Source organism: Arthrobacter sp. Z1-9, from assembly GCF_054792695.1.
Window position 1 is genome coordinate 3,725,799 of the sequence record NZ_CP096456.1, and the last position, 19,173, is coordinate 3,744,971.

Consider the following 19,173-nt stretch of genomic DNA (forward strand, 5'->3'; position numbering starts at 1 on the left):
TTGATGTCTATTCACCCAGAGTTTGCTCAAGCCATCATCGATGGGCGAAAAACGGTCGAGTTTCGGAAGCGGCCTGTCGCTCCTGATGTAAGCCACATCCTAATTTATGCGACGATGCCAGTAGGAGCGCTTGTTGGCTGGTTCGCTGTCGAAGGCCAGTTGACGACCGAGCCTAGAAATCTCTGGAAGAAATTTTCGGAAAATGGCGCAATTTCGAGAAGTCGGTTTTTTGAGTACTACAGCAGTGGATCCCTTGGAACAGGAATAAAAGTCGGAGCCGCGGCCAGCTTCGACCGCCCATTGTTACTTTCGCAACTGGAGGGCATTTCTCGACCACCCCAAAGTTTTCAATATCTCTCCGAACAACAGGCCGCCGAATTCTTTGATAGCTATGTTGAATCGAGAGGGTTAGTTACGGCATAGTGCCTATACCTTGTGCTCGCTCCATGAGGTTCACCACCCGGAAAGCGTTGGCAGCTCGAACTGCCAAAGTCAATGGTCTTGTCAAGCGTACTTCGATTGCGCTTCTGGAACCATAGCGACTGATTTCGAAGGCGGTGAAGGATCTTATTTTGCCTACTAGCCCGAAAATGGGCAGGCAGTTACACGTCCGCCGCCGGCGCCGCGAACTGGGCCTCGTACAACTCGCATAAGCCCTGCCGGCAGCCAGCGATGAAGCGTGCGTCCCCTGCTCCACGAACCGGCCGGCCTCCATCCCCAGGATGAGGTCGGCTTCGCGGTGGTGGACAGGCGGTGGGTGATGACAAAAGAAGTACGGTCGGACCGCAGGGCACTTATCGCCTTCTGCACCAGCACCGTCGTCCGCGTGTCCACCGACGACGTCGCCTCATCCAGGATCAAAACCGAAGGCCGGGTCAGGAACGCCCGCGCAATCGTTTGCAGCTGCTTCTCACCGGCAGACACGCTGGAGCCCTCGTCCTCCAGAAGCGTGTCGTACCCGTCCGGCAGTGACCGCACGAACGGTCCACGTACGTGGCCCGGGCCGCCTCAAAAATTTCAGATTCAGTCGCCTTAGGCCGCCCATACGCGGTGTTGTCCCGGATCGTCCCCGCGAACAGCCACGTATCCTGCAGCACCATCCGCGAGCGCAGCTCGCGGATGGTGCTGCACCGAGGTGACGTCCACTCCGTCGAGGGTTATCCGCCCCGCATCAATCTCATAGAACCGCATCATCAGGTTCACCAGCGTGGTCTTCCCCGCCCCGGTGGGCCCCACAATCGCCACCGTCTGCCCCGGCTCCCCACAATAGGGGGAGGAGAACGGCGCCTTCCGATGAGTAGGGAACCTATTCAGGCAGCCCACCTGGCAGAGCAACGTGTTCAGAAGAGCAAGCACTCTTACTGACTGACCTTCGGGTTCAAAAAGGGTCAGGGCACAGTTCTGTCACATAGTTTTCGACGCAACTTCAACATCTGCCCGGGCCACTTCAACGAACCTGTCTACCTCATCACGGCAGTCCTCGCCCAGACGGTTCAGTTCCTCCCGGTTTGCTACGTCCTTCAGCGCCGTGATTCTGTCCAGAATCTGGCGACCCGACTCACCCAAGTGCTTATCTCCCGTCAGCAGGCGAACGCCGTAGTAGGCAGACCATGCGGAGCTGCGAGCGCGGTGAACTTCATCGTCATCCGTCCACTTTTGCAGTTGATGCTCTTCAAACCACTGATCCATGACGGCCCGGCGGTACTCCATGGCCGTAGTGGCAAAGAGCTTGTAGGCCTCTATTCGCGACTCATGAAGCCTCAAAGAAACAGCCTTCCTGCGATCTAGAACATAGGTCAGGAAGGCACCAAGTAGCACGCCGGCAAGGCCCCCGACTAGGCCGATAGTGGCAGCATCCATCCAGTCAAACTAGCAACAGAATCACGGGTGACAAAGGCTCGCCGAGATCGAATCGATCCGGCGCGCAGCCCTCAACTGATTGGCGATTGGGGCCATCACTGCGTCACAGTGTTAGTTCCTGGTGAGGAGTGTCTGCGCAAGGTCCAGTCTCAACGGGCATGGACGAAATCTAAACCTCCGCCGCAGGAGCCGCGAACTGGGCCTCGTACAGCCGCGCATATGCCCCGCCGGCAGCCAGTAGTGAAGCATGCGTCCCCTGCTCCACGATCTGGCCGGCCTCCATCACCAGGATGAGGTCGGCGTCGCGGATCGTGGACAGGCGGTGCGCGATCACAAAAGAAGTCCGGTCGGACCGGAGTGCACCCATCGCCTTTTGCACCAGGACCTCGGTCCGGGTGTCCACTGAAGAGGTCGCCTCGTCCAGGATCAGCACCGAAGGCCGGGCCAGGAAAGCCCGCGCAATCGTCAGCAGCTGCTTCTCCCCCGCGGACACGTTGGACCCCTCGTCCTCGAGGAGCGTGTCGTACCCGTCGGGCAGCGACCGCACGAACCGGTCCACATACGTCGCCCGCGCGGCCTCCAAAATCTCAGCTTCGGTAGCCCCAGGCCGCCCGTACGCAATGTTGTCCCGGATCGACCCCGCGAACAGCCACGTATCCTGCAGCACCATCCCCATCCGCGAGCGCAGCTCGCGCCGCGGCACTGAGGTGACGTCCACGCCGTCGAGCGTTATCCGCCCCGCATCAATCTCGTAGAACCGCATCATCAGGTTCACCAGCGTCGTCTTGCCCGCCCCGGTGGGCCCCACAATAGCCACCGTCTGCCCCGGCTCCGCCACCATCGACAGCGAGGAAATCAAGGGCTGGTCCGGTGAATACGAGAACGACACATCAGAGAACACCAGCCGCCCCCGCCCAAACACAGGAGAAGCAGAAGCAACAGGCTCAACGGACTCCTCGTCCTCATCCAACAAAGAGAACACCCGCTCGGCGGACGCCACCCCGGACTGCAGGACGTTCGCCATGGATCCCAGCTGCGCCAGCGGCATGGTGAACTGCCGCGAGTACTGGATGAACGCCTGCACGTCGCCCAGCTGCATCGCCCCGGACGCCACCTGCAGCCCGCCCACCACGGCGATCCCCACGTACACCAGGTTCCCGATGAACGTCATGGCCGGCATGATCAGCCCGGAAATGAACTGAGCGCCAAAACTGGCCGAGTACAGCTCCGCGTTCTTCTGCCGGAACCGCTCCCCCACCTCCTGCTGCCGCCCGAACACCTTCACCAGCGCATGCCCGGTGTACGTTTCCTCAATCTGCCCGTTCAGCTCGCCGGTGTGCTTCCACTGCGCCACAAACAGCTTCTGCGAACGTTTGGCGATCAGCGCCGTCAGCCCCAGCGTCAGCGGAATGGTCACCAGCGCGATCAGCGCCAGCGTGGGCGAAAGGATCACCATCATCACCAGCACGCCCACCACGGTCAGCACCGACGTGACCGCCTGGCTGATGGTCTGCTGCAGGCTCTGGGAAATGTTGTCCACGTCGTTCGTGACCCGGCTGAGCAGCTCGCCGCGCTGGATCGAGTCGAAATACCGCAGCGGCAGCCGGTTGATCTTCGCCTCGATCCGCTCCCGCAGCCCGAATACCGTCCGCTGCACCACCCCGTTCAGGACATACGCCTGCACCCACATAAACGCCGACGACAGCACATACAGCACCAGCGCCCACGTCAGCACACTGCCCAGCGCCGCGAAGTCGATCCCCTGCCCCGGCACCAGGTCCATGGCACTGAGCATGTCCGCGCGCTGCCCCTCCCCGGACGCCCGCAGCTGTGCAATCACCTGCTCCTTGCTCACCCCGGCCTGCAGTTCCCGAGACACCACGCCGGCGAAGATCAGGTTGGTGCCCTCCCCCAGCAGCCGCGGCCCGATCACGGACAGCGCCACCCCGGCCACCGCCGTCGCGAACACCAGCAGCAGCCAGGCCCTCTCCGGCCGCAGCGTCCCCATCAGCCGTTTGGCCGACGGCCAGAAGTTCATCGCCTTCTCCGCCGGGACGTTCATCCCCGCGAACGGTCCGCCGCGCCCCGGCCCGCCTGCCGGACGGGGAATGCGGACGACGTCGGCACTTGCCGTTTTGGCCCCCGGCGCGGTTCCGGCGGTGGTTCCGGAAGAGGCGGACGACGGCGGGCGGTGCGGCGTGCTCATACCGTCTCCTCCGCTGCCAGCTGGGAGGAGACGATCTCGCGGTACGTTTCAGATGTCTCCAGCAGCTCGCGGTGCGTTCCGCGCCCCACGATCCTGCCGTCGTCGAGCACCAGGATCTGGTCCGCGTCCACGATGCTGGAAACGCGCTGGGCGATGATCACCAGGGTGGCGCCGGCGGTGCTGCGCTTGAGGGCCTGGCGGAGGCGGGCGTCGGTGCCGGTGTCCAGCGAGGAGAACGAGTCGTCGAAGATGTACAGCTCGGGCCGTTTCACCAGGGCCCGGGCGATGGCCAGCCGCTGCCGCTGCCCGCCCGAGACGTTGGTGCCGCCCTGGCTGATGGGCGCGTCCAGCCCCTCGTCCATCCGCTCCACGAAGTCGCGGGCCTGCGCGATCTCCAGCGCGGTCCAGAGCTCGTCCTCGGTGGCGTCCGGTTTGCCGTAGAGCAGGTTGCTGCGCACGGTGCCGCTGAACAGGTAGGGCCGCTGCGGGACCAGGCCGATGTGCCCCCAGAGCAGGTCCGGGTGCAGCTCGCGGACGTCCATGCCGTTCATCCGCACCGAACCTTCCGTGGCGTCGAACAGCCGGGGCATGAGGTTCACCAGGGTGGTCTTGCCGGCGCCGGTGCTGCCGATGATCGCCGTCGTCTGCCCTGCCCCGGCGGTGAAGCTGATCCCGGTGAGGACCGGCTGGTCGGCACCCGGGTAGGCGAATCCGACGTCGCGCATTTCCAGCTCGCCGCGGCGGCCGTCCTGTTCCGCCGTCGTACTGACCGGATGAAGCGGCGGCCGGACGCTCGACTCCGTCCGCAGCACCTCCCCGATCCGGTCCCCGGACACCGCGGCGCGCGGGATCATCACGGCCATAAACGTGGCCATCATGACGGACATCAGGATCTGCAGCAGGTAGCTCAGGAACGCGATGAGCGTGCCCACCTGCATGGAGCCGTCCTGGATGCGGAACGAGCCGAACCAGATGACGGCCACGGACGAGACGTTCAGGACCAGCATCACCACCGGGAATGCGAGCGCCATGAGCCGGCCGGCGCGCAGTGCGGTGTCCGTGACGTCCTCGTTGGCGCGGGCGAAGCGCTCGGTTTCGATGTCCTCGCGGACGAAGGCGCGCACCACGCGGATGCCGGTGAGCTGCTCGCGGAGGACGCGGTTCACGGTGTCGATCCGCTTCTGCATTTTGCGGAACAGCGGCACCATCCGGACGGTGATCAGGCCGACGCCGATCAACAGCACCGGGACCGCGACGGCGATCAGCCAGGACAGCTGCGCGTCCTGCCGCACCGCCATGATCACCCCGCCGATGCTCAGCATGGGCGCGGTGACCAGCATGGTGGCGGACATGAGGACCAGCTGCTGGACCTGCTGGACGTCGTTGGTGGACCTTGTGATGAGGCTGGGTGCGCCGAATTTGGTGACCTCCTGCTCGGAGAAGTCCCCCACCCTTGTGAAGATGGCGTCCCGGAGGTCCCGGCCCACGCCCATGGCCGCCTTCGCCGCGAAGTACACCGCGATGACCGCGCACACGATCTGCAGCAGGGTGATCCCCAGCATGACGCCGCCGAGGCTGAGGATGTACCCGACGTTGCCCTTGGCCACGCCCTCGTCGATGATGTCCGCGTTCAGGGTGGGCAGGTACAGGGACGCGATGGACTGTGCCAGCTGGAAAACCACGACGGCGGCCAGCAGCTTCCGGTGCGGCCGGACGTATTCAACAAGCAGTTTCCAGAGCATGGGCGGCTCCTGACACAGTGTCCACAAGGGGTGTGGTGCGAAGGTCAGTTTACGTCCGGGGGCTGGGAACGCGGCGGGTGCTGTGGGGCAAGTTTGGCCGGTTACACGGACCAGTACCATCGCCCGTACTAGTAAGTAACCGGTTTCTCATCTACCGTTGAAACATCGGGCGGCTGGGGGGCCGAAACGCAACGATGCGTTTGCATTTGGTAAAAATAATCCCGAGGTCAAGGCCCCGGGGGTTTAGGGGTAAACCATGACCGGAAAATTCGAACTCTTTATTGACGAGCACGCGTCCTACGCGTTCAGGCTCAAGTCTCACGACGGTGCAGTCGTGGCGGTGTCGGGCCCGTACCCAAGCAAGGAATCCGCTGTTCAGGGCATCCGTGATGTGCGTGAATGTGCCGCCACCGGGTTAATCAGCGACCAGTGCAGCTCTTCGAAATCCGTCCACCCTGAGAACGGCTGATTGCGTCCTCGCCCCTTATCAAAACTCCCCGGTATGCAGCGGCCGGGGCGCGCCCGCTGTCCCAATCCGCGCGTCAAAGCGCCGCCTGTACCCCGTTGGCGTCGTTGAGAAGGCAGCCGCAAAGTTCTGCCGGAGGGTGACGGCGTTGCCGAAGCCGCAGTCGGCGGAGATCTGGTCTATTGAAAGATCTGTGGTTTCGAGCAGCCGCCGGGCTGCGTCGAGGCGGCGGGCACGGATCCATGCGGCCGGCGTCGTCCCCGTTGCTGCCCGGAAGGAGCGGACAAAGGTGCGGCGGCTCAGGTGCGCCTGCGCGGCGAGCCGGTCGATGGTCAGGGGTTCAGCCAGGTGGCCCAGGGCCCATTCGAGCAGCCGCGAGACCGGATCATCGGTGGAGCGGTCCGGCACGGGATGCTCAATGTACTGCGCCTGTCCGCCCTCCCGGTGGGGAGCGATGACAAGGCTGCGTGCCACCTGGTTCGCCGCCTCAGCGCCAAGCCGGGCACGCACCAGGTGCAGGCAGGCGTCCAGGGCGGAGGCCGTGCCGGCCGAGGTGAGCACGTCACCGTGATCGATGTACAGCACAGACTGGTCAAGCGGGACATCGGGATGCCTGGCAGCCAGGGACTCGAAAGCCTGCCAATGCGTGACGGCCCGGCGCCCAGCAAGCAACCCCGCGTCCGCCAAAGGAATCGCGCCAAGGCATAACCCCAGAAGTGGCACACCTCGCCCGTGCGCCCCTTGGAGCACCTGGCGCAGTGAGTCGCTGGGGACGCGCCCGTCGTCGAACCATGAGGGCACCACCACCACGTCGGCCTCTTCAGCTGCCCCGGGCCCCTTCACCTCGCCCAGCCGGTAACCCTCAGCTGTTGTAACCTCGCCTGCCTGGTCAGAGAAAAGGAAGGTCTTCCAGTCGGCAAGGCCTTGACGGGCCACCTCGTCAAAAACCATCTGTGGAACAGCGAGGTGAAACATCGTTGCGCCATCGAAGGCGTAGACGGCGATCCTCATTCCAGCGTTCTCCTCTAGCTTGGCCCGATTCCATCGTATATGGGCCTTCGTGCCACTGGTGGCGCCGATAGGCACCGGGAAGACTAGAGAAGTTGCTGATCGGCAGCCTGAAAATCACCACCCGGGAGAAAACAACCATGACCACCCCTCGTCGCGCCCTCATCCTCATCGACGTGCAGCAGCAGTACTTTGGCGGCCCCCTCGAAATCCAGTACCCGCCGCACCAGGAGTCCCTGCCCACGATTGCGCGGGCAGTGGATGCCGCCACCGCCGCGGGCATTCCCGTCGCGGTCATCCAGCACTCTGCCGGCGAAGGTGCACCGGTCTTTGCGCCCGGCACGCCAGGCTTCGAACTGCACCCCGAGATTGAACGCCGCAAAACTGATGCATGGAAGCCGCTGGTTAAGCAGTACGGCTCCGTCTACGCCGGCACGGACCTGGCCGAATGGCTGCGGAAGCACGACGTCGACACGGTCACCTTGGCGGGCTACATGACCAACAACTGCGTGCTCGCTTCCGCCGTGGAGGCGGAGTTCCTTGGCTTCACCACCGAGGTCCTGTCAGACGCTACCGGCGCTATCAACCTCGCCAATGAGGCAGGCTTCGCAGATGCAAAGACGGTGCATACGACACTCCTCACGCTGCTGAACTCGAATTGGGCAGCCGTGGCCGATACTGAAACCTGGACCAGGGCCCTGAACACCGGGCAGATCCTCTCAAGGAGTGACCTTGGCAGCTCCGCAATCGCGGGCGCGGAGCTCGTTCCCCAAGCCTAAACAGCTGCCCGGGCTGCCCAGCTGTCTTCGCCGGGGCGGGAAGCCCGGGAACATCACCAGCACTTCCTTTGTTGCAGCAGGGGAACCAGGCCCAACAATTCTAAGGACTCATTGAATGAAGTGGATTCTCCTCGCCGGTGCAATCCTGAGTGAGGTGACGGCGTCACTCTCCTTGAAAGCGGCCCTGGATAATCCTGCATTCTTCATCGTGGTTGTTCTCGGCTATTCCGCTTCCTTCGGTTTCCTCGCAGCAGTCCTCCGGAAAGGCCTGGGCCTCGGCGTTGCCTACGGTATCTGGGCCGCGTTGGGAGTGACACTCACGGTGCTGCTGGCCGCCCTCATCTTTGGTGAGGCGCTGACCCCGGTGATGATGATCGGCGTCGCCATGGTCATCGCCGGCGTGCTCTGCGTTGAACTCGGATCACACAAAGAACCCGCGGAAGAACCCGCGCAGGAAATGGTCGGCTCATGATGTGGCTGTTGCTGGCGGCGGCAATCCTCACCGAAGTAACCGCCACCCTTTTCCTGCGCGTCGCATCCACCGGTAAGCGGCGCTGGTACATACCTGTCGGCGTCGGGTACTTCCTGGCGTTCACGCTCCTCACCCTGACCCTGGACCAGGGAATGAGCCTCGGAGTGGCGTACGGCATCTGGGCCGCGGCCGGCGTCGCACTGACAGCCCTTGCCAGCCGCGTCTTTTTCAAGGAGACAATCACGCCCGTCATGATGCTCGGGCTGGGGCTCATCATCGGCGGTGTCCTGCTCATCGAGCTGGGCGCGGCGCACTAGGCAGGAAGTGACCGATGCAGATCCACCGGCGCACGGAGGCACGGCACTAACTCAGGTCGATCCGCGGCCGGGCATCTTGCCGCCGGAAACAGGGAGGTGGGCAAAAAAGGCTGCACCCCGGGTTTCCGGGGTGCAGCCTTTAGATTCTGCCGGGGCCCTCTAGCTCCTGGGACCGTAGGACAGTCCGAATCTGTACTCGAAGAGCGGGTTTGCGGTGTCGTTGGGTACGTCGGGCAGCTGCACCTTGACTTCTTCCATGGAGGAAGGAAGCTCAAAGGGCAACCGGCCCTCGGGTTTCGCGCGTCCAAGGATTGTATTGAGCAGGGCTTTGTCCGATACGCCGTAGTTGGCGAGGACGGCATCGGAGTGCTCAAGCACGTTGCCCAGGATCAGCGGCCTGGAGAGGTTCGGCACGGCGATGGTTGGCACCCCGGCGTTGGAGGCGGCAACCAACGCCTGGTAGTCGGCTTCGGAACCCGAGAAGTTGAGATCGGTCAAATCCGAACCTCCGCGGGGGTCCGTCAGCCTGATGACGGCCACGTCGGCGGCGGCGGCATCGCTCACCGGCACGAGTCCTGCGGCTTGCGCCTCCGCAGGATCAACCCCGTAAAGGAACACCTTCTTGCCGGCATTCTTCCTGAGCGGCAGCGTATCCCCAGTGTTCTGCAGCAACGTCAGTGATCGTTCCTGAGTGTCCAGTGCGACGGTCCGGGACGCGGCGCTGCCCACGATTCGATCGGCCGCGGCCGGCTCTACATAGGGGTTTTCAAACAAGCCCAACTGGAACTTCTGCTCCAGGACGCGAACAACGGCCTCCTTCAGCCGTTCCTCGGTCAGCAAACCCTGCTCCACCGCCTGCACGACATATTCGGGCCTGTCACTGCCGCCGATGATGTCCACCCCGGCATTGATGGCGCTGGCATACCGCTCCGGAAGAGTCAGGTCTTCGACGCCCCACGGCATGCCGACGCCGTGGGGTCCCCAGAACGGGGCAGGCGGCTGCAGCGCCTGGCAGCTGGCGGGGCAGTCGTTGGCGATGCCCCAGTCAGAAGTGATAACACCCCTGAATCCGTATTCCCCGCGCAGCAGGTCCTGCAGCAGATACTCGTTGTGACCTGCCCCGACCTGTTCGACGGCAGTACCGTTCAGCTGCAGGTCCTTCAGGATGGAATACGTGGGCATGATGCCGCTGGCACCGGCGGCGAAAGCACCTTCATAAGGAGTCACGTGCTCCTGGAAATTGCCGCCCGGGAAGGCAGCGTAGCGCCCGTAGTAGTAGTGGCTGTCATAACCGTTGACCTGGGCGCCGTATCCGACCCAGTGTTTCACCACGGTGGCCACGCTGTCCGGGTTGAGCCCTTCGCTGCCGGCTTGAAGCCCCTCGACGTAGGCTTGCACGTGGTCTTTCGCGGCATTACCTGTTGAGCCGAAGGTGCCGTTGATACGGGTCCAGCGCGGCTCTGTGGCAATATCCGCCTGCGGGGACAAGGCCTCGTGGATGCCCACGGCCCTGTACTCCTTGCGGACGATCTCCGCCAGCTTCTTCGTCGTAGCAGGATCCCCTACGGCTCCCATGCCGATGGGATCGGGGAAAGGCGTGAAGTCTCCGTTAGCTACAGTCTGGCCGGCAGTCTCGGAGAAACCGTTGCGCGGATCTGTACTGACTTTCAGTGGAATGCCAAAAGGCTGCTGCTCAGCCAGAGCCTGCAGCTGATTATGTTCATCTGCCAGCTTTCCGGCACCGACGCTCAGCCGGGAGATGTAGGTGGTGATGTGACGCTCCGTGAGGAGACGGCCAAACGCATCCTTGTCGTAGGCTTCGCTGCCGGTAAGGGAAGCATGCATAAGTTGGCCGGCTTTTTGGGCCAGGTCAAGACGTCCCGCCAGGTCTTTTGCCCTGTCAGATGGACTGAGCCGCCAGTCCTCATAGGGCGTCAAGTCGCCGCTGCCGTCCAGGTCGCGGAACTTTTGGCCCTCGACTTCAATGATCGCTGCACTGCGCGTTGACAGCGCAGGGGAGGTCATGCCGGCTGGCTTTTCAAAGGCGGGGCCCCCTTGAGCGCCGGCGGGCGCCGCCGCACCCATCATGAGCGCGGTAGCCGTTAGTGCCGCTGCGCCAAGCTGCTTTGCGCCGGTCTTTTGATTCGGCAGGTGACCGAGTTTTCGTGGAACAACCACCATGTTGCTCTCCCTAGTATTTTCAAAAATGAATAAACCATCAGACCATATGACTGCAGTCACAGGAGAGTCAAAGGGATCTGTCACGAGCGCGAATATTAGGGTGACGAGTGCCGGGTGGTAGCCTGCGTTCGACAGAGTCCGCCAGTGAAATGGACGAGGAAACAAGTACGTGCTTTCCACCCAGCGCTCTCATGAACGTCCGGCCGGGCGGATGGACGTCCTAAGAGCCCTCACGGCACGCGGTCCAATGTCACAATCCGATTTAGTACGCGTCGCAGCCCTGGCACCTTCCACTGTGTCCGGCATCGTTGCGCAGCTGCGCGCCGAAGGCATGCTCGCAGAGTGGAACGGAGACGCCAGGGTGGCTCCTGGCCCTAAGGGAGGACGGCCGGGAACCATCTGGGCCCTCCAGTCCTCCGTGGGCGTGGTGGCGGGAATTGACTTCGGCAGGAAGCATGTTCGCGTAGCGCTCGCTGACCTCGCCCACAACATCCTCGCGGTGAAGAGCGCTCCCCTGGTTCCTGACGCCCCTGCCTCCGCGCACATTGCGCGGGCAAGCGCCCTGCTGGATGAAGTACTTCCGGAAGTCGGGCTGAAGAAGGATGCAGTCCTGAATGTGGGAGTGGGCATTCCTGGACCCCTGCATCCCGCAAACAGGCAACTTGTAAACTCCAGCATCCTCCCGGGATGGGCTGGCGTGGAAGTCTCCGATGCTGTGGGCGCAGCCTTGAGTCTTCCCGTCCACGTAGCCAACGACGCCGATTTGGGCGCCCTCAGTGAGTGGATGTGGGGTTCAGCCCGGGGGCGTAAAGACGTCGTCTATCTCAAGGCCTCCTCGGGCATCGGTGCCGGACTAATCCTGGGCGGGATTCCCTACGGTGGAGCCGGAGGTACTGCCGGAGAAATTGGACACGTCCCTGTCGATCCACAAGGACAGGCCTGCCGGTGCGGAAATACCGGGTGCCTTGAGACTGTGGCCGGTACGGGTTCACTGTTGGAAGGCTTGAAGCATCTCGACTCAAAATTGACGGTGGACCGCCTTATCCAGCGCGCCAAGGCGGGTGAGCCGGCGTATGTTGGGGCCCTTGCCCTCGCAGGCCACGCCATCGGCATCGCTTTGGGAATGCTGTGCAACTTGATTAATCCAGAAAGGATTGTGGTCGGTGGCGAACTGGCAGCGGCTGGGCCGCTTCTCCTCGTTCCCATGCGCACTGCCCTGCGCCAGGCGGCTTTGGACTCCGCTGTGGATGACCTCACTGTTGTAGAAAGCGAATTGCAGGGCCGTGCGGAGGTGCTCGGCGCCGTTGCACTGGCCCTGCGTACCGCCGTCCCCTCCCGAACCCAACGTTAGGACCCGATCACTTTTCCCGCGGCCGTAAACCGGTTGTAGAAATCCCCCGACGTGTGGTGTTCCCTACTTTTCCTGCAGTTTCTCTTATGGCGGACGGGCTCTCCCACCCACACCCCGTCCATGGTCAAATGGGAAGGTTGAACCGGCCGCCCGAGTCCGCTCCACGGCCTCGGCCACATGGAAGGAACCAGATGACCGAACGTCCGGAACACCCCCCGATCCCCACCCCCGGAAGCGCCCAAGGCCTGGACAGCAAGGTTGAAGGCGGATGCCCGGTGGCGCATGGCAGCGTGACCTCGCACGGCAGCGAGAGCGAAAACCCGGCCATCGATTCGCCGCATCCCAAGGGGCACCGGCCGCGGACCGTCGCCGACTGGTGGCCCAACCAGCTGGACCTCTCAGTACTGCACAGCCATAATGCCAAGGGCAACCCGCTCGGCACTGGCTTCAGCTACCGCGAAGAGTTCCAGAAGCTCGACGTCGAGGCGCTCAAGCAGGACATCACCGAGGTCCTCACCACCTCCCAGGACTGGTGGCCCGCGGACTTCGGCCACTACGGCGGCCTGATGATCCGGCTGAGCTGGCACGCCGCCGGCACCTACCGCGTCCACGACGGCCGCGGCGGCGCAGGAGACGGCAGCCAGCGGTTCGCGCCGCTGAACAGCTGGCCGGACAACGCCAATTTGGACAAGGCCCGGCGGCTGCTGTGGCCCGTGAAGCAGAAGTACGGCCAGAAGCTCTCCTGGGCGGACCTGCTGGTCCTGGCCGGCAACGTCTCGCTCGAATCCATGGGATTCAAGACTTTCGGCTTCGCCTTCGGCCGCGAAGACGTGTGGGAGCCCGAGGAGATTTTCTGGGGGCCTGAGGACACGTGGCTCGGCGACGAACGCTACATCGGCGAGGGCCAGATGTCGGAGGAGGTCGGCTCCACGGAGATGGGCCTGATCTACGTCAACCCCGAGGGACCGATGGGCAACCCGGATCCCAAACTCGCGGCAGCCTTCATCCGCGAGACCTTCAAGCGGATGGCGATGAACGACGAAGAGACGTTCGCGCTGATCGCGGGCGGCCACACGTTCGGCAAGACCCATGGCGCCGGTGACGCCGACGCGCACGTGGGCCCGGAGCCGGAAGGCGCCAACCTCGAGACGCAGGGGCTGGGCTGGCTCAGCACCTACGGCAGCGGCAAGGGCGCCGACACCATCACCTCCGGCCTCGAGGTCACCTGGACGGACCGGCCCACCCAGTGGAGCAACCGCTTCCTGGAGATCCTGTTCGAGTACGAGTGGGAGCTGGTCAAGAGCCCCGCCGGCGCCCACCAGTGGGTGGCCAAGGATGCCCCGGAGATCATCCCGGACGCGCACGACCCCGGGAAAAAGCACCGGCCCACCATGCTGACCACGGACCTGTCGCTGCGCTTCGACCCGGTCTATGAGGAAATAGGGCGGCGCTTCCTGAAGAACCCGGACGAGTTCCAGCTCGCGTTCGCCAAGGCCTGGTACAAGCTGCTGCATCGCGACATGGGCCCGGTTGGCCCGCACATGCTCGGGCCGTGGGTTCCGGAAGCGCAGCTCTGGCAGGACCCCGTTCCGGCAGTGGACCACGAGCTGATCGGCGAGCAGGACATCGCCTCGCTCAAGGCCCAGCTCCTGGACTCGGGCCTGTCCGTCTCACAGCTTGCCACCACTGCCTGGGCCGCGGCGTCCACCTTCCGCAAGACCGACCGGCGCGGCGGCGCCAACGGCGCGCGGATCCGGCTGGAGCCGCAGCGCAGCTGGGAGGTCAACGAGCCCGAGCAGCTTGCGACGGCGTTGCGGGCCATTGAGGGCGTGCAGCAGCAGTTCAACGCTGCCCAGGCCGGGGCCAGGAAAGTCTCGCTGGCTGACCTGATCGTCCTCGGCGGCTGCGCCGCGGTGGAGAAGGCCGCAAGCGACGCCGGGTTCCCCGTTACCGTGCCGTTCCGTCCGGGACGCACCGATGCCGCCCAGGACCAGACCGACGTCGAGCAGTTCCAGTACCTGAAGCCGCGGGCGGACGGGTTCCGCAACTATGTGCGCCCCGGCGAGAAGCTCCAGCCGGAGACCCTCCTGCTGGACAAGGCGTACCTGCTGGACCTCTCCGCGCCGGAGATGACGGCGCTCGTCGGCGGCATGCGCGCCCTCGGCACCAACGTGGGAGGTTCCGCCCACGGTGTCCTCACGGACAGGCCGCAGGTCCTGACGAACGACTTCTTTGTCAACCTGCTATCCCCCGGCACGAAATGGAAGGCCTCGGAGGCAGAGGAGAACGTCTACGAGATCACCGACGTCGCCACCGGCGAACTGAAGTGGACTGCCACACCGGTGGACCTGGTCTTCGGCTCCAACTCGCAGCTCCGGGCAATCGCCGAGGTCTACGCCAGCGACGACGCGAGGGAGAAGTTCGTCAACGATTTCGTGGCGGCCTGGGTGAAGGTCATGGAACTGGACCGCTTCGACCTGCGCTGAGCTCGCTTTACTAGATGACGCGTCCGGGCCGGCTGCAGCTGCGGCCGGCCCGGACCGTTGTCCTGACGCTTAGGAACTCGTCAGCCCACGCGGGGCTGGCTAGTACGCGAACTGCCACATGTAGCGGCGTCCTTCCAGTGAATATCCCCGCACCGCCGCGTAGTGGGCTGCGAGCCGGAACGCGATCGTGTAGAAGACCAGCGGTGCGACGAACGCCCGCAGGTCCTGGGGAATGCCGGGGAGCTCGAGTTCACGGCTGTCCACCCGGAACGTCTCGCCGCTGTACTCCTCGAGGAAACGGTCGGCGCGTTCGGCCATGGGGCGGGTCTCGTCTTCGCCCAAGTACAGGATGCTTTTGGTGTTTTTGTCGAAGACCTCGAACGGGCCCTGAAAGAACTCGTTGGCGTTGATGGTTGCCGCGTGCATCCACTGCATTTCCTGCAGGAAGCAGCTGGTGAAGGTGGTACCCATGCCCTGCAGTGATCCCGATGCGATGAGGTACGTTACGGGAACGTCCTTCATGTTCTCAGCGATTTTGGCTGCGTAGGGCTCGAAGGCGTGAACCGCGGCTTCGGTAGCGGCCGGGAGGGCAGCCAGGGCAGAGAGCTCTGCAGACACACTCTGGCCTTCGCGTTCCAGGATTGCGAGAGCGAGCAGCTGCAGGAGGATCTGGTTGCCGTCCCCGTTTTGGCCAACAAAGGCCGTGTTGACCGCCTGCGCAAGGGTGCCGTCAGGGTTCAGGGTTACTGCTACTACATCGGCCCCGCGCTCCTGTGCCCAGGAGGCTGCCTTTACGGTTTCGGGGGTCATGCCTGCAGCAGAGAAGGAGACAACGAGGGCGCCTGGCCCCACTGCCGGCGATGCCCGATAGTAAAACTCGTCGGAATTCACCGACGTCACCGGCGTTGTGGCCCGCCGGTCCAGGACGTACTGCGCGGCATGGAGGCCGGAAAGTGAGCCTCCGGCGCCGACAAAGTAGACCCTCTTGAGCTCCGGCAGGCCCAGGATGTGTGACCTGATCTCCGGCCAGAGGGTCAGGGCGTGCTCCTGCGATCCGCGGATATCGCCAGGGATTTCCTTGACGGGCTGGATGCCGATGTAGGTGCCGTCGGTCATTGTTGTTCCTCTATCTTCTGTTGCGGGAAGGGGCTTATTTGCTTGCGGCCGGTGCGGGCGTTGCCGTCTGCTCGGCCTTGGGCAGGTACTGCTCGGGCATCGGGGAGCCCGGGAACCACTTCTGGTACAGCGTCTTCCAGGTGCCGTCCTCCATAGCCTCTGCAAGGGCTTTGTTCAGGGCTTCCTTGAAAGCGGTCTTGTCCTTGGCGACGGCGAAACCGGCGGGTGCGTCGAAGGACGGGATGTCGGCAACACTGACCAGGCCGTGCTGCTCGGTGTAGTCCTTGGCCGTTTCATAGTCCAGGAAGTGGGCATCAGCTGAGCCGCTGTTCACGGCTGCGATTGCTGAGTTGTTGTCCGGGAAACGGACCAGGTTCGCGGTGGTGAAGTTCTTCACGGCATAGGCTTCCTGCAGTGTTCCCTGCACCACGCCCAGGCGCTTGCCTGCCAGATCCTCGATGCCGGTTACGCCGGAGGTCTTGGTGGTAGTGACCGTGAGGAAGCCGGCAAGGTAACCGTCGGTGAAGTCCACGGTTTCCTTGCGCTTTTCGGTGATCCCGATAGCCGCCACGCCGACGTCGAACTGGCCGTTGGTCACGGCGGGAAGGATCGCGGAGAAGTCCTGGCCGGTGAAGACAACATTGTCCACTCCAGCCCGCTTGGCGACGTCCTTGAAAAGCTCAACATCGAAACCGGTAAAGTTGCCCTGCGCATCGGCAAAGGCATAAGGCTTCAGGTCGCCGACGCTGGCAACCCGGACAGTGCCCGGCTGAATCAGACCGTAGGAGTTGTCCTCAGAGGAGGATGACGGGGAACTGCCGCCACAGGCAGTGGCAAGGGTGGCGAGCAAAGCAGCTGAGGCCATGGCAACGCCGAGGCGGAACTTCCGTGAACGATAGGTGGGCATTGCTTTCCGATCTGTGAAAGAGATAGTCGTCCCGAAGCCGCAGCTGGAGCGGGACATGTCGCAGCATTTGTGAGAGCGTTATCAGGTACAGCAAAGCTACAGCTCGCTTTTTCGGCCGTCAAGAGTTCGAAGGAATCGTGGAAGCCGCGGTCCGCATGGGGCAGTGGCGCGGATTTCATCACGGTGCAGGCGGAGGGTGGGCTTGTTGTGTGAAGACCTCGACTCGACATTCTGCGAACGTTCTCCTACTCTCGTTGCATATCTACTTGGGAGGCACAATGGTTTCGATCCTGACAGCGAGGGACAACGTCGTCGACTGCTACCCGGATGAAGGGCAGGTTTTTCCGGGCGGAAACGCCCTGAACGTCGCGGTTTTCGCCCGGCGGGCGGGAGCAGAAGCAGCCTATGCGGGCACTGTCGGAACGGATGCCGCCGGGGCCCTCATCAGGAAGGCCCTGAATTCTGAGGGCGTGTCCACCGACTTTCTGCAGGTCCGGCCCGGGAGCACCGCCTACTGCGTGATCGGCCAGAACAACGGGGACAGGGTGTTCCGGGAAGTCGGGGTCGGAGTCTCCCGGGCTGAATTCGAAGGCGGATTCGTTGCACCGGCGTCAGAATTCGATGCTGTCCACCTCAGCGTCTCGAGCGCACTCGAGGATCTGGCGCCCAACCTCGCGTCTGTTTCACGCCTTTCGTTCGACTTTTCGACCACCAGGGACACAGCCCTGGTCAAGGCGGTCACGCCGCACTGCTATCTCGCATCCTTCTCGGGAGGGGATCTCAACGGCCCGGAGGGACTCGATCTGGCCCGGACCACCGTCGCCCTCGGTGCCACTTGGGCGCTGGTAACGCGTGGAGCAGACGGTGCCGTCCTGGTGAATCGGGAAAAGGCGTACGAAGCGCCAGCAGCGAGCACCACTGTGGTGGACACCCTGGGGGCAGGTGACACTTTCATCGCCACCGTATTGACGAAGCTCCTGCAGGAAAACAGCCCCCAGGAAGCCCTGGTCAAGGCAGCGGAAGCCTCCGCCCTCACCTGCAGCCGGCTCGGAGCTTTCGGGAGGGGAGAGCGTCTTACCGCCGTGCCTCTGCCAACATAAGGAAGGTAAGCTACTGACCCCTGCTCCCGGGCTGCGCACGCACCCGGAACATTCCCTTCACGGAAAGACTCCCATGCCGCCACCGCCCAGGATCACCATCACCCAGGTCGCAGCTGAAGCCGGTGTCAGCACAGCTACCGCCGGGCGGGCTCTGGGCGGTTACGGTTATGCCAGTGATGACGTGGCAGCCCGGGTCCAAGCCGCAGCCCGGAAACTGGGCTACAAGCCGAACATGGTGGCCCGAAGCCTGGTCACCGGGCGAAGCCAAACCATAGGCGTCGTTGCCGCCGACATCGACAACGCCTTTTACGCGCGGGTCCTGCGAGGGATCGGCGACGTGGCAAGATCACGCGGGTTCGGCGTCATCCTCACCAACAGCGATGAGAACCTTGAACGCGAAAAGGAAGCCGTTCAGCTTCTCCTTGAAAAACGCGTTGACGGACTCATCATCACCCCTTGCGATGTTCAGGGATCCGAACATCTCCGCAGCCTCATTGCCGGCGGCTGCCCAACGGTGCAGATTGACCGGGCGGCCTACGACCTGGCGGCGGACTCAGTGACAGTGGACAATCGCGGCTCCGCCCGTGAAGCAGTCGCTCACCTGCTCAAAGCAGGGCACAGCCGAATAGGAATTATCGCTGAACTCGAGCAGATCGAAAACGGCAGCGTTGAGGAGTTCGTCGCCCAGGCGGCCTTTTCCCCCGTGACCGCACAAACGCTGTACCCCAGCTGGCAGCGTCTACTCGGATACCTCGACGCCCACCGGGACGCAGGCGTCCCCGTGCAGGCCCAGCTCATCCGCCGTGCCGGAGCGTACTCCTCGGATGCCGCACGCCAGGAGGCAATTCGGCTCCTCGAGTCCGGTAACCGGCCTACCGCCGTCTTCACCGCAGACGGAACCATGTCCCACGGACTCATGCAGGCCATCGCTGACCTCAACATCGCGGTCCCCGACCAACTTTCCGTCATCTGCTTCGACGACCTCGACTGGATGACGTTCATGAAACCGGCAATATCATCGGTGCACCAGCCGGTGCACCGCATCGGCTCAATGGCAGCGGAGCTTCTCCTGGCCAGGATCGCGGGCGAGACATCCGTCCCGAAGCATAATGTCCTGGAAGCACGGCTCAATATCCGCGACTCCGTTGGCCCTCCCCCGGCCTGAACATAAAGGAGGGAAGT

Annotated in this window: 16 protein-coding genes and 1 pseudogene; 9 read left to right on the forward strand and 8 right to left on the reverse strand. The window is 63.5% G+C overall.

The features are described from left to right. Positions 1-3 precede the first annotated feature (3 nt). On the forward strand, positions 4-423 hold the full coding sequence (locus tag M1D93_RS17300; protein ID WP_461172686.1) for an ASCH domain-containing protein: 420 nt from the start codon (positions 4-6) through the stop codon (positions 421-423). A gap of 179 nt (positions 424-602) precedes the next feature. Here the strand turns inward: M1D93_RS17300 and M1D93_RS17305 are convergent. The 4 genes and pseudogenes from M1D93_RS17305 to M1D93_RS17320 form a co-directional block, all read right to left on the reverse strand. Further along, positions 603-1,260: pseudogene (locus M1D93_RS17305) on the reverse strand (ABC transporter ATP-binding protein); the annotation flags it as partial. A 144-nt stretch (positions 1,261-1,404) separates the two neighbouring features. Then, complete coding sequence (locus tag M1D93_RS17310) at positions 1,405-1,860, reverse strand: hypothetical protein (RefSeq protein WP_461172687.1); 456 nt, start codon at positions 1,858-1,860, stop codon at positions 1,405-1,407. A gap of 169 nt (positions 1,861-2,029) precedes the next feature. After that, positions 2,030-4,066 carry an ABC transporter ATP-binding protein gene (locus M1D93_RS17315; protein ID WP_461172688.1) on the reverse strand — a complete coding sequence of 679 codons (2,037 nt, stop codon included), beginning with the start codon at positions 4,064-4,066 and terminating at the stop codon, positions 2,030-2,032. After that, positions 4,063-5,808: an ABC transporter ATP-binding protein gene (locus tag M1D93_RS17320; protein ID WP_461172689.1), complete on the reverse strand. Its 1,746-nt coding sequence runs from the start codon at positions 5,806-5,808 to the stop codon at positions 4,063-4,065. The genes M1D93_RS17315 and M1D93_RS17320 overlap by 4 nt, the downstream gene beginning before the upstream one ends. 256 nt (positions 5,809-6,064) lie before the next feature. Here M1D93_RS17320 and M1D93_RS17325 point away from each other — a divergent pair, with 256 nt between their 5' ends. Further along, positions 6,065-6,277, forward strand: a complete 213-nt coding sequence (locus tag M1D93_RS17325) for a YegP family protein (RefSeq protein WP_461172690.1) — start codon at positions 6,065-6,067, stop codon at positions 6,275-6,277. 18 nt (positions 6,278-6,295) lie between these two features. On the opposite strand, the gene M1D93_RS17330 is transcribed toward M1D93_RS17325, so the two are convergent. Then, complete coding sequence (locus M1D93_RS17330; protein WP_461172691.1) at positions 6,296-7,285, reverse strand: GlxA family transcriptional regulator; 990 nt, start codon at positions 7,283-7,285, stop codon at positions 6,296-6,298. A 137-nt stretch (positions 7,286-7,422) separates the two neighbouring features. Here M1D93_RS17330 and M1D93_RS17335 point away from each other — a divergent pair, with 137 nt between their 5' ends. The 3 genes from M1D93_RS17335 (at position 7,423) to M1D93_RS17345 (ending at position 8,850) form a co-directional block, all read left to right on the forward strand. Then, the gene (locus M1D93_RS17335) at positions 7,423-8,061 is read left to right on the forward strand and encodes an isochorismatase family protein (RefSeq protein ID WP_461172692.1); all 639 of its coding nucleotides are present in this window, start codon (positions 7,423-7,425) and stop codon (positions 8,059-8,061) included. A 115-nt stretch (positions 8,062-8,176) separates the two neighbouring features. Beyond that, the gene (locus M1D93_RS17340) at positions 8,177-8,533 is read left to right on the forward strand and encodes a DMT family transporter (protein ID WP_461172693.1); all 357 of its coding nucleotides are present in this window, start codon (positions 8,177-8,179) and stop codon (positions 8,531-8,533) included. Next, positions 8,530-8,850 (forward strand): DMT family transporter, encoded by a 321-nt coding sequence (locus tag M1D93_RS17345; protein WP_461172694.1) that lies wholly within the window; start codon positions 8,530-8,532, stop codon positions 8,848-8,850. Before M1D93_RS17340 ends, M1D93_RS17345 begins: the two co-directional genes overlap by 4 nt. 159 nt (positions 8,851-9,009) lie before the next feature. Here the strand turns inward: M1D93_RS17345 and M1D93_RS17350 are convergent, their stop codons facing one another. Then, complete coding sequence (locus tag M1D93_RS17350; protein WP_461172695.1) at positions 9,010-10,875, reverse strand: glycoside hydrolase family 3 protein; 1,866 nt, start codon at positions 10,873-10,875, stop codon at positions 9,010-9,012. Between the two features lie 403 nt (positions 10,876-11,278). Here M1D93_RS17350 and M1D93_RS17355 point away from each other — a divergent pair, with 403 nt between their 5' ends. Continuing rightward, positions 11,279-12,382: an ROK family protein gene (locus M1D93_RS17355; protein ID WP_461172696.1), complete on the forward strand. Its 1,104-nt coding sequence runs from the start codon at positions 11,279-11,281 to the stop codon at positions 12,380-12,382. 191 nt (positions 12,383-12,573) lie between these two features. Next, complete coding sequence (katG, locus tag M1D93_RS17360) at positions 12,574-14,868, forward strand: catalase/peroxidase HPI (protein ID WP_461172697.1); 2,295 nt, start codon at positions 12,574-12,576, stop codon at positions 14,866-14,868. 99 nt (positions 14,869-14,967) lie between these two features. Here the strand turns inward: katG and M1D93_RS17365 are convergent, their stop codons facing one another. Beyond that, a complete protein-coding gene (locus M1D93_RS17365; protein ID WP_461172698.1) occupies positions 14,968-15,984 on the reverse strand; it encodes an SIS domain-containing protein in 1,017 nt (338 codons plus the stop codon). A gap of 34 nt (positions 15,985-16,018) precedes the next feature. Beyond that, positions 16,019-16,891 (reverse strand): ABC transporter substrate-binding protein, encoded by an 873-nt coding sequence (locus M1D93_RS17370; protein ID WP_461172699.1) that lies wholly within the window; start codon positions 16,889-16,891, stop codon positions 16,019-16,021. A gap of 278 nt (positions 16,892-17,169) precedes the next feature. Here M1D93_RS17370 and M1D93_RS17375 point away from each other — a divergent pair, with 278 nt between their 5' ends. Beyond that, positions 17,170-17,991, forward strand: coding sequence for a PfkB family carbohydrate kinase (locus M1D93_RS17375; protein WP_461172700.1), 822 nt, complete (start codon positions 17,170-17,172; stop codon positions 17,989-17,991). A 73-nt stretch (positions 17,992-18,064) separates the two neighbouring features. After that, positions 18,065-19,156: a LacI family DNA-binding transcriptional regulator gene (locus tag M1D93_RS17380; RefSeq protein WP_461172701.1), complete on the forward strand. Its 1,092-nt coding sequence runs from the start codon at positions 18,065-18,067 to the stop codon at positions 19,154-19,156. Positions 19,157-19,173: the final 17 nt, after the last annotated feature.

What these genes read in the sequence shown, in the direction of transcription:
- M1D93_RS17320 (WP_461172689.1), bottom strand. Translation starts at nt 5,808, where the DNA reads ATGCTCTGGAAACTGCTTGTTGAATACGTCCGGCCGCACCGGAAGCTG.
- M1D93_RS17325 (WP_461172690.1), top strand. Translation starts at nt 6,065, where the DNA reads ATGACCGGAAAATTCGAACTCTTTATTGACGAGCACGCGTCCTACGCG.
- M1D93_RS17315 (WP_461172688.1), bottom strand. Translation starts at nt 4,066, where the DNA reads ATGAGCACGCCGCACCGCCCGCCGTCGTCCGCCTCTTCCGGAACCACC.
- M1D93_RS17330 (WP_461172691.1), bottom strand. Translation starts at nt 7,285, where the DNA reads ATGAGGATCGCCGTCTACGCCTTCGATGGCGCAACGATGTTTCACCTC.
- M1D93_RS17370 (WP_461172699.1), bottom strand. Translation starts at nt 16,891, where the DNA reads ATGCCCACCTATCGTTCACGGAAGTTCCGCCTCGGCGTTGCCATGGCC.
- M1D93_RS17300 (WP_461172686.1), top strand. Translation starts at nt 4, where the DNA reads ATGTCTATTCACCCAGAGTTTGCTCAAGCCATCATCGATGGGCGAAAA.
- M1D93_RS17310 (WP_461172687.1), bottom strand. Translation starts at nt 1,860, where the DNA reads ATGGATGCTGCCACTATCGGCCTAGTCGGGGGCCTTGCCGGCGTGCTA.
- katG (WP_461172697.1), top strand. Translation starts at nt 12,574, where the DNA reads ATGACCGAACGTCCGGAACACCCCCCGATCCCCACCCCCGGAAGCGCC.
- M1D93_RS17355 (WP_461172696.1), top strand. Translation starts at nt 11,279, where the DNA reads ATGTCACAATCCGATTTAGTACGCGTCGCAGCCCTGGCACCTTCCACT.
- M1D93_RS17335 (WP_461172692.1), top strand. Translation starts at nt 7,423, where the DNA reads ATGACCACCCCTCGTCGCGCCCTCATCCTCATCGACGTGCAGCAGCAG.
- M1D93_RS17345 (WP_461172694.1), top strand. Translation starts at nt 8,530, where the DNA reads ATGATGTGGCTGTTGCTGGCGGCGGCAATCCTCACCGAAGTAACCGCC.
- M1D93_RS17380 (WP_461172701.1), top strand. Translation starts at nt 18,065, where the DNA reads ATGCCGCCACCGCCCAGGATCACCATCACCCAGGTCGCAGCTGAAGCC.
- M1D93_RS17375 (WP_461172700.1), top strand. Translation starts at nt 17,170, where the DNA reads ATGGTTTCGATCCTGACAGCGAGGGACAACGTCGTCGACTGCTACCCG.
- M1D93_RS17340 (WP_461172693.1), top strand. Translation starts at nt 8,177, where the DNA reads ATGAAGTGGATTCTCCTCGCCGGTGCAATCCTGAGTGAGGTGACGGCG.
- M1D93_RS17365 (WP_461172698.1), bottom strand. Translation starts at nt 15,984, where the DNA reads ATGACCGACGGCACCTACATCGGCATCCAGCCCGTCAAGGAAATCCCT.
- M1D93_RS17350 (WP_461172695.1), bottom strand. Translation starts at nt 10,875, where the DNA reads ATGACCTCCCCTGCGCTGTCAACGCGCAGTGCAGCGATCATTGAAGTC.